Genomic DNA, 14,671 nt, shown 5'->3' on the forward strand with positions numbered 1-14,671 from the left:
CGTTACAAAAGCTGTCTGGAATGTAAACTTGGCAGTCTTAGTTGCTTCGTCGCTTTATGAACCTCACCCAGAAATAAAATATCTCCTTTGTACAGACTTAACAAATGCCGGCAGCCTGCTCTTCCGAGTGGCAACCGGCATTCTTTGCATGAGTTATTCGCTTTGATCCGTTATATCCGTAACCATCGTCCGGTTTCTTCCTGCTGTGGCTAAGGCGAGAAGCACGACGAATTCTTCTCCACCATAACGGCAGCTTACATCACCGGGTCGAACGGATAAAGTAATGATTTTGGCGAGAAGCTTCAACACTTCATCCCCGGTTTGATGACCGTACGTGTCGTTAATTCTTTTGAATCGGTCGATATCCATAACAATAATGGAATAAGAGACTTGTTCGGCTATCCATTTATTCATAATGGATTCAAGCGTTCTTCGGTTCGTTAACCCTGTTAATGGATCTGTCATGGCATCGCGGGTTAATTGCTCCGTATGTTTTCTTATATCCGTTAATGCAACCGTTATCGCTTTTGTAATTAAATCAGCCTCCCTGTTCCAATGGTTCTTGGTTTCCGGAAGACGGACTTCTTCTCTCCCGATTTTGCTAACGAGGTTCGCAAGTGATACGAAAGGGCGTGCCAATCTACGAGCAAGCCATATTGCGGAAAGCAATAATAAGATGAACGGAAGGAGTGAGTACAAGAGTAAGGTTTGGATATGATCATTCAATTGTTCATGGATAGCACCGATCGGAGAATAAACCACTATTCCCCAACCGTTCTCCGGAACGCTGGAATATCCTGCGAGGAAGGGGACACCGTTCAAGTTGATCATCTGTTCCTTCCCGCTCTTGCCTTGAACAAGCTTCTGAACGACTGTATTAGCGCTAATATCCTCGCCTAACCGGGTTTTGTCGGGATGGTATAACAGATGACCGTCTGACCCTACCACATAAAAGGAGGAGCCGGCATCATCGACGTTATTGCTCCCGAAAATCATATTCATGATGTTGTTCTCCTGCAAAAAAATGGTGCCCCCGACAATTCCGCGGTATGTCCCGTTTTTCTCAAATAACGGCTCACTCATAAATACAATGAGGCGATTGCTCTTGGAGGTTGTATACGAATGGGACAAGTAGGGCTTTCTCGAAGCCAGTGCTTCTTTGGCAGCTTCTGTTGAAATGCGGCTCCCGACAGCGCCTTCGGAATAAGGAGACCTGTTGCGGACGAGTCCCGTTTCATCCACTACGAAGACGGAGTTAAAGTAGTTGCTGCTAAGACGCATGAGCTCGAGGTTTTTATACATCTCCTCTTCGTTCGTAGTGGGATTACTTGATAAAACACCGGCTGTATATTGAAGGCTGCTCCGCATCGATTTAAATAAGGAGTCCATGGTTTGACTCATCTTTGCAGCGTTTGTGAAATTCAAGGTGAGTGTCGTGTCGTATAATGCCTGTTTTTTTGATTGATAGGACGCAATGAGTAAGAGCGTCAAAGTGAGCACGACGGAAAGTATGACCAATCCCGATAGAAGTGTGGCTAGACCGATTTTATTCCTTTGACTTCTTTTAATCTCGCGTAGTACAGGCATGGTAAAACTCCTCTTTTTAAAAATTGGCTTTCGTTACAATTCGACGTTATTCTACACATACCTCTCAAACACATGGGATAATCATTCAATAATTGCTACTATTATCCTATTTACGGTGAGTGGAAGGAGGAGATGTTCTGCAAGCAACAGCTAACCTCTTGAGATGCTATGAAAATTGTTTTCAGCCTTCTGCGCTGAAAATACAAAAACCAGTAGCCCTCCTATAACGAGGGGCTGCTGGCTTAGTAGATGATACAATAAAGCTCCGGGCATTAATTAGCCAATGTTTTTCTAAGACGTAATTGATTTCTAATAGCCGCTTTGTTAAGCTTTCCTACAGCTGTACAAGCAAGAGTCTCGACGATCTCCAAATGAGTGGGAATCTTATATTCGGCTATCTCCTGGCGGCAAAATTGCTTCAGCTCTTCCAGCGTGAGTATGGTTTCCTCATTCAGGGTTATCACTGCAATGACTTCTTCGCCCTCATCCAGTAATGGCACTCCTACTACGGCAACATCAAGAATGGATGGATGTTTACTTAACACTTCTTCCACTTCAGCACAGTAAACATTCGAACCATTCACAATGATCATGTCTTTCTTTCTGTCCAAGAGATATAAGTAGCCATCTTCATCGTATTTTCCGAGGTCGCCTGTATAGAGCCATCCATTACGTATGGCTTTATCCGTCTCTTCAGGATTGTTCCAGTAACCGAGCATCATTTGTTTGCCTTTGCAAATGATTTCACCTATGTCGCCTTGCTCGATATCATCACCAGAGTCATTGACTATACGCACTTCAAACGGCAGTTGACCCCACTGGACCATATTGTACGGGTTCCCTACGGATAAAAGCCGATTTAACTTCCCCTCGATGAAGCATCGGCTTACCGATAAGGAACTGATGAATTGACCACTCTCGGTCTGAGCATAGACTTCTGTAAGCTGAGCGTTCGGAAAAATCTCTCGTGCTTTGTGAAAAGTTTTTTCGTTGATGGGAGACCCTCCACAAGAGATCCCTTCAACGCATTGAATACGTCGGGACTTAATGTTTTCTAAATTAACGATGTCTCTGAACAGAAGTCCTACAGTACCTAAAAACTTGATTTGTTCACGTTCAATTAGATTAACAACCTCTTCGGCCTGCAAAGGATAGGATTCCGGATAGATGAGGCAGCCGCCTTCAAATAATGTAGTCCATAATATGAATTGACCGGTTAAATGAGCCTGATTTGGAACGATGGATTTTTTAGAAGGATTATGCCCTCCGCCTTTATTGGCATGCATGAAGGACCAATAACTGATGCTGCGATGGGAATGCATGACCCCCTTAGGACGGCCGGTTGTACCACCGGTATAGATAACTAGGGCAATATCATCGGGGTCTGCTTCATGCCATTCGGTTAGTGGGGAGAGGCTTGAGATATAATTGTCTATTGATGGGGAGGTGCCTGCTGTCTTGCAAGGAATGGTGTGAATAATATTTAACGAGGAAGTACATTTAAAAATATCCATATGATCAGAGTCATAAACAACTGCAATAGGGGCGGCATCTTGAAGAATTTGTTTAATTTCTTTGATGGCCAGACTAGGATTTATCGCTACTGGAATTGCGCCTATAGCAACTGCGGCGCACTCCGCAATAGCGAGGTCCGGGGATGGATGACCTAGAAGTGCAAGGCGATCACCGGGTTTAATGGAAAGCTTGCTTAAGCCTTGGGCGACTTTGTTCACTTGCTGTAACAGTTGATAATAAGTTAGGGTTTTGGTTTTATGTTTCATCGCATAATTAGACGGGTGCATCCGAGTAACTTTGGGCAGTATCTCTGAAAGCAGCAAACAGCTCACCTTCCTATAAAATATTCACTAAACCCTATGAGTTTACTGTGTAATAAAGGTATCATTGTGAATTCACTGTAGCAAATAGACATTTCTTATAGCTGAATATTATTTTTGTTATAAAAGAAAGAAAAGGGCCGTGAATGCCACCATTGAGGTGACTATCACGGCCCTGATTATATAAGCAGTCTTTGCGAGGCAGCATTAGATCCTTAAATTTTCGCTAAGTAGGCATCGAGCTGGTCAAAGGTGCCGCCGAAGCCTTGCTGCATGGAATCAAACATACCTTTGTAGAATGCATGCTCCTCGGCTGTTGCATTGTGTGGGCCTCCCCGGAGAGTGAGGGTGGTTTGGCCTTCATGTTCGGCGAACGTTACGATATTCATCACTTCAAGCGGAAATTCAGAGCTGAATGGGGGACTTATCGTATTACCCTCAGCATCGGAGAAGGAGTTGAGGAAGATGATTTTTTCAGGTGCAACAATTTCTTGATAAACGAACTTGCCCCACATTTCATGGCCATCAGGGGAGCGCATGCCATAGTGAAACATACCGCCTGGGCGCAGATCAAGCTTTATTACTTCAAGTGACATCCCCGTAGGTCCCCACCAGTGCTTCAAGTGCTCGGACTCCGTCCATACTTTAAACACTAGCTCACGCGGCGCGTTGAAAGTACGAGTGATCACCAACTTTCCTTCCTCTGTGTTCGTAGGATTGGTGTTTGCTGCTTGGCTTTCCGTCATGTCGATTCCTCCAAATTTGATTGTAGTATTCATTAGGTCCACATTTGTTTTTCGATGGTTCGATCGTTAATCGTTGTAGACAGTGGTATTAGTCTTCCCCTGTAGTTCTTGCATATAAGCTTCCAGATGATCGAACGGATTTCCCCACATACGACGAAAGGAACCTAGCCATGTGTCCAGCTCCTGAAGCGGCTGAGGACGCAGCTTGTAAACCCGCCGGTTGGCGATGGGATACATCTCGACGAGTCCGGCATCACCAAGTACTCGAAGATGTTTGGAAACTTGCGGCTGGTTGAGCCCGAGTCGATTGACGATTTCTCCAACAGTAAGAGGGCATTCACGTAAGAGTTCGACAATTTGTAATCGGTGGGGCTCGGCGAGAGCTAGTAAGGTTAATTTCATGAGTTTAATATACCTGATAAGGAATATTCCTGTCAAGGAATATTGAATTCATGTTTGTCCGGGACAGAAATGAAATAGCTGTATCCCAAGTGTAAGTATAAAAAAGGCCAGAATTCCACGTCGGAGGACTCTGGCCTTTTTTGTGAATAATTGCTGCTTCAGAGGGGTATTTTTTACAAACCATTTCATGAATTTCCATCTTCCATAAAGAACACTTCTTCTAAAGGGGAGTTGAAGACGCGAGCAATCCGAAAAGCCAATTCCAGCGAGGGGGAGTAATTTCCTTTTTCGATGGTTACGATGGTTTGTCTGGTTACGCCTACTTTGTCAGCCAATTGCTGCTGGGTCATCTCGTCATGGTTGAATCGTAGTTTGCGTACGTTATTACCGATAAGACTTTTGCCCATCTTAGACTCCTTTCCGATATAGATAAATCTGCGTTGTCACTCCGACCAGTTCCGACACGAAGCCTGAGAAGATAAGGATAAGGAACATTAAGAAGGGCTGCACATCGAGGACCAGCGATCCCATCGCAAGGAGGAAGCCAAGAATGAACACGTAATGTGAATTCCGTGTGGCTTTCAAATCGATCAACTTGTCTAACTCATCGGAGAAGGTAGGCTCGGTTTCATTTGTTGTCATTCGGAAGATGATATTGAATACGATCGTGATGATGATCTTAGCTGCGATGGACACCGGGATCAAGATTAGAATGACGGCCCCCCAGAAGCTGAGTGAATCGTTTGAATCCAAGCCCCCATTCAGGCGCTGTTGAAATACATACAAGCCATAAAATCCGAAAATCAATACGGTGCCAATCAAAGATACGATGTTCTTTTTTTCTTGATAGGACAATTTTTACTCCTCCTGTAAGTCGATCTTTATTTTAAGTAAAGTACCATGAAAGTAATGTAACTTATTAATTACATAATGTAAAGTTTTCCTTACATGATAAAACGAATTTTTTCTAGCTTCCTTGATAAGTTGATAGTCGGTTTAAATGTTGCGAGCCAAATATGAACGAAGATCAACTTCTAGGTAGCTGCCGTCAAAGCGGAAAACGGAAACGTCCTCAGGAACTCGAAGGCCATTGTCGAGTAAGTAATTCATCGCTCCCAGAGCCATGAGATCAGTTGAACAAAATACAGCGGTAGGCAACGAACCGGTTGCTGCAATGCTGCTCATCGCCCTCATACCCTCCTCAACGGAAAGCTCACTCTCCACGACCCAATCTTTGCGCATCGATATCCCGGTATCCGTTAAGGCCTGCAAATAACCTGCAAAACGTTCTCCGCCGACGGCTGATGTGCCTGATCCGCGAATCATCGCAATATTGCGGTGGCCATTCTGGATCAGGGAGGTTACAGCTTCATATGCAGCCGTTATGTTATCTATATGAACAGAAGGTATGGAAGGGATTTTTGAGATTTGACCGATTGCTATACACGGTGTGCCAGCAATCATGTTGGTATGTTTATTATGTAGAGGCGTTCCTGCGAAAATAATGCCATGAGTTCGAAGTTTATTGAATAGATTCAAATGGTGAAGCTCACTTTCGATTGTACCGTCTGTTTGCGTAATTAAAACGTCATATCCATATAAATGGAATACATTTTTAATACAGGATATTAATTATTTGCAAACGAAAATGCCGCTGACTGCTTTGTTTATAAAGGGTATATCAGCTAAAAGGCGGTTGCCGGCTATCATTAAACTCGTGCTGTGTGCGTTCATTGTTAACCTTATATTAAATCCTAGCGTGATCGTTGGAAATTATCCGAATTAGCATTGACTAGGAAAATAAATTGTCTTATACTCGGTCATATTAAGAAAATATTTTCCGCTGTATAAGTAAAGAAGGATATTATTTTTCAGTTAGGACTTTTTCTGTAAAAATATACTAAATATAAATCCCTTTAAAAAACACTCAACATATGCTGATTGTAACCGTTTTTTAAGGCTTTTTCAGAGTATTACTCCTAAGGCTCGAAGCAACTTATAGGGAAAAGAAGGGGATTTTTTATGGGCTCAAGCAGACAAGAAAAGTCCAATGGAAAACGTAACATTTTAAAAATAGTATTCATTTATGCACTTATTACGAGTCTGTGGATTGTAATGACAGACAATGTATTAGCTATATTTTTCAATGATGCAGAAACCATAACTAGAATACAAACGTTAAAAGGCCTTTTCTTTGTCCTTATCATGGCTTGGTTGCTGTATGTGCTTATGCAGATTAATAATTTTAAGCGGAATCAAATAGAAGAAATGCTTCGGGACAGCGAGTCAAGATATCGGAAAATCATCAAGCTTTCACCAGAGCCAATAACGATCCATAGTGACGGTATTTTGATCTATGCGAATGATGCTGCTTTGAAAGTGGTTGGGGCAACCGGGATTGAGGAAGTAGTAGGAAAACCGGTATTTGATTTTTTACATCCCGACTATCATGAGATGGAGACCGAGCGAAGTCAGTCTATTATACCGACAGAAGAACGTTCGGAATGCGTAGAGCAGAAGATTATCCGCTTGGATGGAGAAATTATAGACGTCGAAACATCATGCATCTGTATTGAAGAATTTATGGGTAAGCCCGTGATTCAAAATGTGATGAGAGACATAACCGAGCGAAAGCGAACAGAGGAAATGATCAGGAAGTCTGAAAAACTTTCTGTGGTTGGGCAATTGGCAGCGGGAGTTGCTCATGAAATTCGAAACCCATTAACTTCTTTAAAAGGGTTTTTGCAATTATTAAATTCAAAAAATCTTGGTTATGAAAACTATTTTGAGATTATGCAGGCTGAGATCGAACGAATCAATTTTATTGTCAATGAATTTATGATCGTTTCAAATCCACAGGTTGTCCGCTCTCTGGAAGAAAAAAATCTGGAAAGTATCCTTAGTAATATCGTAATGCTGCTTGGCGCACAGGCAAATCTGATCAATGTACAAATCATTACCGAATATGATTGTGATATTCCCTTAATCATGTGTGATGAAAATCAGCTGAAGCAGGTTTTTATTAATATCCTTAAAAATGCTCTAGAAGCGATGCATAATGGAGGAATAGTCCGTATTCAAGTCAAAAATAATATTCAACCTGATCAAATATTAATCCGCTTTATTGATCAAGGGATCGGTATTCCTGAGGAGCAGCTGCCTAAGCTGGGCGAACCGTTTCATTCAACGAAAGAGACTGGAACGGGGCTCGGATTAATGGTAACGAATAAAATAATAGAAGGACACAGGGGAAGTATGTCAATAAAAAGTAAAGTTAATCAAGGGACGACCGTCGATATCATTCTGCCTAATGAATAACCCTTGAAGCCCGGTCCGAATTAGGTCCGCAGTGATTTAGCAGGCAGGAGAACGAGATACATAGCAATGAGAGGGAGACATCATGTCTTCCTCTTTTTTTTGCATTGCTGGACTTCCTCTATAATAAAAAAGTGGAAGATACAGGAAACTTTTATTTGATGGAAGGAGTCTATTTGTATGAGGTGTAAGGTCGATGCAGGTTAAAAATGAAACCTCCTAATTAATGGATGCGTAATAATGGTTTGTTACCTAAAATTTGGGAGAGGCAGTGTGAAAATGAAAAGACTTTTGTACGTTGCTAGAACCGCATTATGGGCCAAATCATTTGCTGTAGCCTTATTGACCGTATGTTTAATGACCTCAACCGTCTATGCGGCAGCGCCGGAAACCAGTGGCGGAGGGCAAGCTGTGGAGCTTAATGCGAAAAACGCAGCCGACTTCCTCGATGAGTTCTTTGCCTCGGAAGCCGCTAAACCTCATTATGTAGGCGCATCCGTCGTTGTTGTGAAAGACGGCAAGGTTATTGCGCAGAAAGGGTATGGCGTTGCGGACAAGGATACGAAGGATGCAGTAGACCCTGCTTCTACCGTTTTCCGGATCGCTTCGGTTTCGAAGTCCTTTACGGCCGTAGCGGCTATGAAGCTTATCGAGCAGGGCAAGGTTAACCTAAAGGACGATTTTTTGAAGTACGCGCCGGATCTTAAGATTGATAATCCTTTCAATACCCCCGTCACGATCGAGCATCTCCTGACACACACGACGGGATTTGAAATTCGTGATCCGAACCAGGAAGATCTTCACTACGATTTCGACAAAGCTGTCTCCATTCAAGACTATGTCCGCGCCAATGTGCCTCCAGTTGTCCGGAAGCCTGGCAGCTCCTATATGTATGACAATTTTGGCTCTTTGCTGCTTGGATTAGTTGTAGAGAAAGCAAGCGGAGTGTCATTTGAGACGTATATGGACCAAAATATATTTAAACCGCTCGGAATGAACAACAGCGGCTTCAAACTTGAAGGCAAGCTGAAGGAGCAATTGGCTACAGGATACGATGCGGCAGGCCAACGCGTTGAGACCTACGCGCTCACACCGACAATTATGCCGCAAGGTGGTATGCTTACTACTGCCGAGGACGTAGGCAAATTTATGGTTGCCTTCCTTAATGGCGGCACAGCTGAATCCAGCCGGATTCTTGCCAATAACACAGTAGAACAAATGGAAGTATATCGCTCGTCTATTCATCCGCTTTTGCCGGATACGACTTACGGCTTTGAAGCGCCGTTCCAAATTCCCGGTGCCGGAAGCAGTTCAAAAGTCATTACGAAGGGCGGCGATCTGCCAGACTTCAGTTCTTATTTATTTCTTATTCCTGAGCAGAATACCGGTGTATTCTTGACGTATAACCAACAAGGCATGCTGCGCAATCTGTTTTATCCGCAGTTCATCCAGACGTTTTTCCAGCAATATTCGGCGCCTGTGAAGCTTGCCGATTACAAGGCATCATCAAGCGATGAACTGGAACAGTTCAACGGCTACTATGCAGATCTTCGAGTCAGAAGCATTGTATCGGGCTTGAAGACGGAAGAAGCGGATCTGACGATTACCGACGCTGTGATCGGACCTCGTAAGCTGCATCAAGTGGATGCAAATTTGTTCGTCGATGAGCTGACGAATCAATTTACCGCGTTCAAGCTGGATGAGAACGGAAACGTTCTTTATATGAAGGAGCCTTATCTCAATCCGCTAGGCTATGCAAGCAAGGGGGTAACGCCAGCAGGATTTGCTGATGTGACTAATGAGCATGCTTATGCCGAGCAAATATTAACGCTGCAGTCGCTTGGTTATTATGCGAACGACGCAAGCAAAGCGTTCCAGCCGGAACGGCAGGTAACAAGAGGAGAATACGTACAATTTCTTTTGGAATCAAGCAATCTGAAAGGCAGCGATACGACTGAGCTTGCTTTCAGCGACTTGGCAGGACATCCTTCGGCTTCCTTTATTCAAGCCGCTTATGAGCTTGGGATGGTGAAGGGGAGCGGTTCCGGGAACTTTGTACCGGACCGTGCCATTACGCGTCAAGAAGCTGCTGCGATGATATGGCGCTTGCTAAGCCCCCAGTATCCTTCGGAGCTATTTAAGGATGTGAAGCTAGTAGGTAAGACAGACGCCTGGGCGGTTCCAGCCGTTCAAATGTTGGTCGCTCTCGGCATCCATGGGCCTGAGGTTCAAGTGAATGCAAACGGTGCAGCTAATTACCAATCACGGAAAATGTTGAACCAACAGGAGCTGGCGGCCATTCTATTCATGCTGCTTACGCAGCCGACGGATCAGATCGTTGCAGCTCTCTCGCAGAGTGCACCGGGAAGCGCCAGTTCGGTCATTATACCGAAAGCCTCATAAGGCTGCGCAACGAAAAATAAGAATAGGATGAAGCATTACAATATAGCCTGCGATTACGCGAACCGTAAAGGAAGCGATAATCGCAGGCTATATATCGGTTATAATACAAACCAGAGGGAGAGTTAGGAGGGAATTGACTGGTAACAGGAGAAAAGAGGTGCACTCGATATAGGCCCACCTCATCTCTGAGGCTTTCGATATTTTTCCTTCAACTAAAAAGTGGGAAACTAAGATTATTATCTACCATTCGATTATATGCTAGACAGGAGCACGAGCAAACTTTAATAGCCCCTCATATGCTAGGAGAAAGGGGGGATTTGGACATTATGAGTTATCGAAGTACATCGATTAAGAGCAAATGGGTAAAAACGAAGTGGCTGCTTAAAAACGCGAATATACGAAAATATGTACCTTATACCTTGCTCTTTAACCGCAGCAATCTCAGCATCATGCTTTCTCGCTATTCTACTGTTTATTTCAAGCCTACCGGCGGCACAGGCGGTTTTAATATTAACCGTATAAAGAAGCTGGGGAATGGCTATCAAGTTCAACACAATGCAAAGAAAAACCGATACGCAACGCTGGATGCTCTCTATGGTCAGCTGAAGAAACGTGCCAAAGGGGGCTCCTATCTGCTGCAGAAGGGCATTCAGCTTGCTACTGCGAATGGCAGGCCGTTTGACATCCGCGTCATGGTTCAAAAATCGAACAACGGTGTATGGAAGAGCACTGCGATTTTCACGAAAGTAGGAATGCCGGGCAAAGTCGCGACAAACTACCATCAAGGCGGCGATTTAGGATATTTTAATAAAACACTGTCTAAAGCAGGCTTTAGCAAGACAAGTAGCGAGCGTAAGGAAAAAGATCTTAAGAAGCTAGGCAAATCCGTTGGTCAAATATTTGATAAACATAGCAGCGGATTCCGTGAGCTGGGGCTAGACGTAGCCTTAGACAATAAAGGAAACGCTTGGATTCTTGAGGTGAATACCAGACCTCAGTTCTATCCACTGAAGCATATGAAAGACAAAAGCATGTATCGCAGCATTATGGCCTATGCCAAGCAATATGGCAGAAAAAAATAGATAAAAGCCGCCTTATCCAATGGCGGCTTTTTTTGTCTTGATCAGCATCGTCCCCATAGGAGTAAGACGGATTCGGACCATTGGCAAAGGAGTAATTCAGCTCGAACGATTGAGTTTCTAATAACAGCTAAACAATCGAAAAACAGAGCAGAGGAGATGTGATCTCCTTAGCTCTGTTTATTCACTGCTCCTGTTCTGCCAGTTGCAGCAGTTCATCAACTACAATATCCGGCTGATAGTTGTGCAAGTAATGGGAGCTGCCTTGCACGATGATTTGCTTGCCGGAAATGGACCATGAAGGAAGTGCGGCTTCGCTGTCCATCCAAGCTTGATCTTTGGACAGCTTGCCGAAATCGTCCGCAGTTAAGACGGTAAGAGGGATGTTTAGGGGTTTCCCTCCCGCCAGCACGGTTTCGGCATTTTCTCGGCTTTGTCGTATTTCATCCCTCATATTGCGGTTCCCAACCTTAAGCAGCGTGGCTTTGCGATTCAATTCCTTCTGTTCCTCCGTCAACAGTTTATCCCCGTTGCTTTGGTTGGCGGCCCATTCCGCGAAGCCGTTTATATGATACAACGTTCTTAATATGCCAGTTGTTCGGAGTCCGCTGTGTATCCATGGAATCAAAGTAAGCTCCGGGCTGGTGCTGTAATATTCCGGACTCCCGCCTTCAATAAGCAGAATTCCCTTCACTTCTTCGGGAAACCGCTGCGCATACCGAATGGCTTCCAGAGAACCCAGAGAGTGGGCTGCAAACACATAAGGAGGTTTCTGTCCGGAGACAAGAAGCAGCTCATGAATTTCGTCGGTAATCGTATCGATATCCCGCTTTCTGTCCGTCATATCGCTGTAGCCGTAACCAAACCGGTCATAGACGGCTATCTTCACATGCTGCTTCAGACCTTCATACAGAGGGGAGAAATCGGCGTAAGGATTGACCGTTCCCCAGCCTGAAGCGAATACGACCGTCGTGTTCCCTTTCCCTTCCGTATAGAGATGCATCTTGCTTCCAGCTACTTCATATTGTCTCCCGACAGGTTGGTATGTTTTTTTGTCTTGTACAGAGCCATACCATTGATATGCAGCACCGATACCTGCTAACGCCACAAGTATGACGAGCAGGCATAGCACAATTTTTCGAACACGTCTCCACAAGCTCTTCCGTCTCCCTTCAAGCGAATCGTTACAGTCTTCCGGCACTTCCTTCTAATGTATAGGAATATATTGGAATGTAAAACCACCTTAAGCAGGGGGGGACACCCCGCCTTTGGTTTGGTCACGCTGTAAGGGGCACATGCAGCTCAGCGGTCGGTACGGATGACGCGTTTTTTTGAGAATGGAGTACTTTATTGGCAATAATCTGAGCAGTGCTCATCTCAAAGTAGTAACGCTCGGGAGGGAATCATCTTTGGTTTTCTCATCGTTTGTCTTTCTTCTCTTATAGAAGGATAACATACCCGATGTAACGGCTATGGATAATGCAGAGAAAAGCCCGCTCGTAAGCGAGAATACGGATAAGCTGGTGAGGACGACCATGAGGTCGAATGAAAAGTTGGTTTTACCGGGATTAATGCCGTATCTCTTGTGCAGGTAAACCGCGAGAATCGTTGCGCCGCCAAGTGAAGCATCGTTTCGAAACAAGGTGATAAGTCCTGCCCCTATGAATGCCCCGCCGGCGATGGCCCCAATCAGCGGAGGAATTGAGAATGCAGGCAATGCACCGTCCGCACCGCTAAATAAGGAGAGGAACGCGATCGATAGAATGGTTTTGGCCGTAAAGGATCTGCCCATGTAAAAGTAGGAGAAGATAAAAAACGGAAGATTGATCAAAGCGAAAATATAGTGGAATTGGACATGCAGCAGCGACGATAAGCTTAAAGAGAGTCCCGCTGTACCTCCAGTAACAATCTCAGAATGCTTCAGCATGATCAATCCACTGGCATTCACGAAGCAGCCTATTGCAATATGAAGCCAATTACGTATGTTTTCCTTCATCTTGCTGCCTGACTTCTGTATCATATCGCATGCACCGCCTGCTTAGGTTTGTTAGCTTAAGCATACAAAACGGTACCGATCGGATATATAATAAACTGAACAAAATTAATGTGAGTGTAGGTAACATTGAATTAAATTACTGCTTCTTATCTGCAATATGAAGGAGGGCCTGCGACGATGGATCAATTGGATCGATCGCTGCTCCAGCTGCTGCAGGAGGATGGGCGCATGACCGTTAGCGAGCTGTCCAAACGATTAGCTTTAAGTCGTCCCAGTATATCGGAGCGTCTGCTTCGTCTGCAAGAAAGAGGAGTCATCACCGGTTTCGGTGCTCGGGTATCCCCGGCTGCGGTCGGAAGAAACATACAGTTGATTATTCAAATGAGCGAGCTGAAGGTGTCTCCCACGGAATTTGAGAAGCGTATTATGAATGACGATGAAATCATGGAATGCCATCGCGTAACTGGAACGGTCAGTTATATTTTGAAGGCGGCGGTAACGGGGATGGATGCGCTGAGCGAGCTCGTGGAGCGGCTCATGCCTTTCGGCAATGTCAACACATCGGTTATACTCTCTTCTCCAGTGATGAATAGGAGTATACTTCCAAAGGAATAAATCTTATTTATCCAGCTCAAGAAGTACAAAAAAGCCGCGCAGGACTAAGCCCGCGCGGCTTTTTTTGTAACCTATGCTATCTTTCACATGCAATGAGGTCTTTGTCACGGTCGCTTTTCTTGTTAGCATCGTACAAGGCTTTGGATACAAATAGTTTATATTTCGTTTTTCCGCCCTTATTTTTAACGGATGCGGATTGTGCTACGCCGCCTGAATAGTCTTTGTTTAATTCTGTGCAGTTTTTATAATTTAGCGCCGAAAAACCCCTTGCTTTAGCTATGGGGATGTAAGGTGCTTCGGGTGAAGGGCGGCTAAAGCTGCCTTAATCATCCGACATTAGATCTACTGTTTTATGGTATAATTTTCTTGGGGTGAATCGATGTCACAGCGAGTAGTGGAAAGTAATCACAATGTAATATTTGACTGTAAGTACCATGTTGTATTTTGCCCAAAATATAGACGCAAAGTTCTAATACCTCCTATTGATGCAAGATTAAAAGAACGGTTCCAGCTTAAATCAGAAGAACTTCGAGCTGAGATTGTGGAAATGGAAATCATGCCTGATCACGTCCAACTACTCATCAAGTGCGACCCGCAGTTCGGCATCCACCGTGTAGTTAAACACTTGAAAGGGTTCACTTCGCGCATTCTGAGAGGGGAATACCGACAACTAACTTCACGGCTCCCATCACT

15 protein-coding genes are annotated in these 14,671 nt (G+C 44.4%); 5 read left to right on the forward strand and 10 right to left on the reverse strand.

Annotated features, from left to right (window positions below):
- Positions 1–153: 153 nt before the first annotated feature.
- From RCO25_RS17190 to RCO25_RS17220, 7 genes are all read right to left on the reverse strand, one after another.
- The gene (locus tag RCO25_RS17190; RefSeq protein ID WP_308997365.1) at positions 154–1,587 is read right to left on the reverse strand and encodes a sensor domain-containing diguanylate cyclase; all 1,434 of its coding nucleotides are present in this window, start codon (positions 1,585–1,587) and stop codon (positions 154–156) included.
- A 272-nt stretch (positions 1,588–1,859) separates the two neighbouring features.
- Positions 1,860–3,425: a class I adenylate-forming enzyme family protein gene (locus RCO25_RS17195; RefSeq protein WP_308997366.1), complete on the reverse strand. Its 1,566-nt coding sequence runs from the start codon at positions 3,423–3,425 to the stop codon at positions 1,860–1,862.
- A gap of 212 nt (positions 3,426–3,637) precedes the next feature.
- The gene (locus tag RCO25_RS17200) at positions 3,638–4,168 is read right to left on the reverse strand and encodes an SRPBCC family protein (protein WP_308997367.1); all 531 of its coding nucleotides are present in this window, start codon (positions 4,166–4,168) and stop codon (positions 3,638–3,640) included.
- 66 nt (positions 4,169–4,234) lie between these two features.
- Positions 4,235–4,570: an ArsR/SmtB family transcription factor gene (locus RCO25_RS17205; RefSeq protein ID WP_308997368.1), complete on the reverse strand. Its 336-nt coding sequence runs from the start codon at positions 4,568–4,570 to the stop codon at positions 4,235–4,237.
- Positions 4,571–4,755: 185 nt separating this feature from the next.
- The gene (locus tag RCO25_RS17210) at positions 4,756–4,977 is read right to left on the reverse strand and encodes a helix-turn-helix transcriptional regulator (protein ID WP_308997369.1); all 222 of its coding nucleotides are present in this window, start codon (positions 4,975–4,977) and stop codon (positions 4,756–4,758) included.
- Position 4,978: 1 nt separating this feature from the next.
- Positions 4,979–5,425: a hypothetical protein gene (locus RCO25_RS17215; RefSeq protein ID WP_308997370.1), complete on the reverse strand. Its 447-nt coding sequence runs from the start codon at positions 5,423–5,425 to the stop codon at positions 4,979–4,981.
- Positions 5,426–5,566: 141 nt separating this feature from the next.
- Positions 5,567–6,199, reverse strand: a complete 633-nt coding sequence (locus tag RCO25_RS17220) for a substrate-binding domain-containing protein (RefSeq protein WP_308997387.1) — start codon at positions 6,197–6,199, stop codon at positions 5,567–5,569.
- Between the two features lie 393 nt (positions 6,200–6,592).
- Between RCO25_RS17220 and RCO25_RS17225 the strand changes: the two genes are divergently transcribed.
- From RCO25_RS17225 to RCO25_RS17235, 3 genes are all read left to right on the forward strand, one after another.
- A complete protein-coding gene (locus RCO25_RS17225; RefSeq protein ID WP_308997371.1) occupies positions 6,593–7,888 on the forward strand; it encodes an ATP-binding protein in 1,296 nt (431 codons plus the stop codon).
- Positions 7,889–8,164: 276 nt separating this feature from the next.
- Positions 8,165–10,288 (forward strand): serine hydrolase domain-containing protein, encoded by a 2,124-nt coding sequence (locus RCO25_RS17230; protein WP_308997372.1) that lies wholly within the window; start codon positions 8,165–8,167, stop codon positions 10,286–10,288.
- Positions 10,289–10,614: 326 nt separating this feature from the next.
- Positions 10,615–11,370 (forward strand): YheC/YheD family protein, encoded by a 756-nt coding sequence (locus tag RCO25_RS17235; protein ID WP_308997373.1) that lies wholly within the window; start codon positions 10,615–10,617, stop codon positions 11,368–11,370.
- 181 nt (positions 11,371–11,551) lie between these two features.
- Here RCO25_RS17235 and RCO25_RS17240 read toward each other — a convergent pair whose 3' ends face one another.
- Together RCO25_RS17240 and RCO25_RS17245 are read right to left on the reverse strand one after the other, a co-directional pair.
- Positions 11,552–12,523 (reverse strand): alpha/beta hydrolase, encoded by a 972-nt coding sequence (locus RCO25_RS17240; RefSeq protein WP_308997374.1) that lies wholly within the window; start codon positions 12,521–12,523, stop codon positions 11,552–11,554.
- 216 nt (positions 12,524–12,739) lie between these two features.
- On the reverse strand, positions 12,740–13,387 hold the full coding sequence (locus RCO25_RS17245; RefSeq protein WP_308997375.1) for a YitT family protein: 648 nt from the start codon (positions 13,385–13,387) through the stop codon (positions 12,740–12,742).
- A 153-nt stretch (positions 13,388–13,540) separates the two neighbouring features.
- On the opposite strand from RCO25_RS17245, the gene RCO25_RS17250 reads away from it, so the two are divergent.
- On the forward strand, positions 13,541–13,978 hold the full coding sequence (locus RCO25_RS17250) for an Lrp/AsnC family transcriptional regulator (protein WP_308997376.1): 438 nt from the start codon (positions 13,541–13,543) through the stop codon (positions 13,976–13,978).
- Positions 13,979–14,054: 76 nt separating this feature from the next.
- Here RCO25_RS17250 and RCO25_RS17255 read toward each other — a convergent pair whose 3' ends face one another.
- Positions 14,055–14,264, reverse strand: a complete 210-nt coding sequence (locus tag RCO25_RS17255) for an excalibur calcium-binding domain-containing protein (RefSeq protein ID WP_374992124.1) — start codon at positions 14,262–14,264, stop codon at positions 14,055–14,057.
- Positions 14,265–14,357: 93 nt separating this feature from the next.
- Here RCO25_RS17255 and tnpA point away from each other — a divergent pair.
- Positions 14,358–14,671: IS200/IS605 family transposase (gene tnpA, locus RCO25_RS17260; protein ID WP_308997377.1), on the forward strand; the 314-nt coding region annotated here is incomplete at its 3' end.

It is taken from the genome of Paenibacillus sp. LHD-38, from assembly GCF_031157315.1.
In the GTDB taxonomy this organism is placed as follows: Bacteria; Bacillota; Bacilli; order Paenibacillales; family Paenibacillaceae; genus Pristimantibacillus.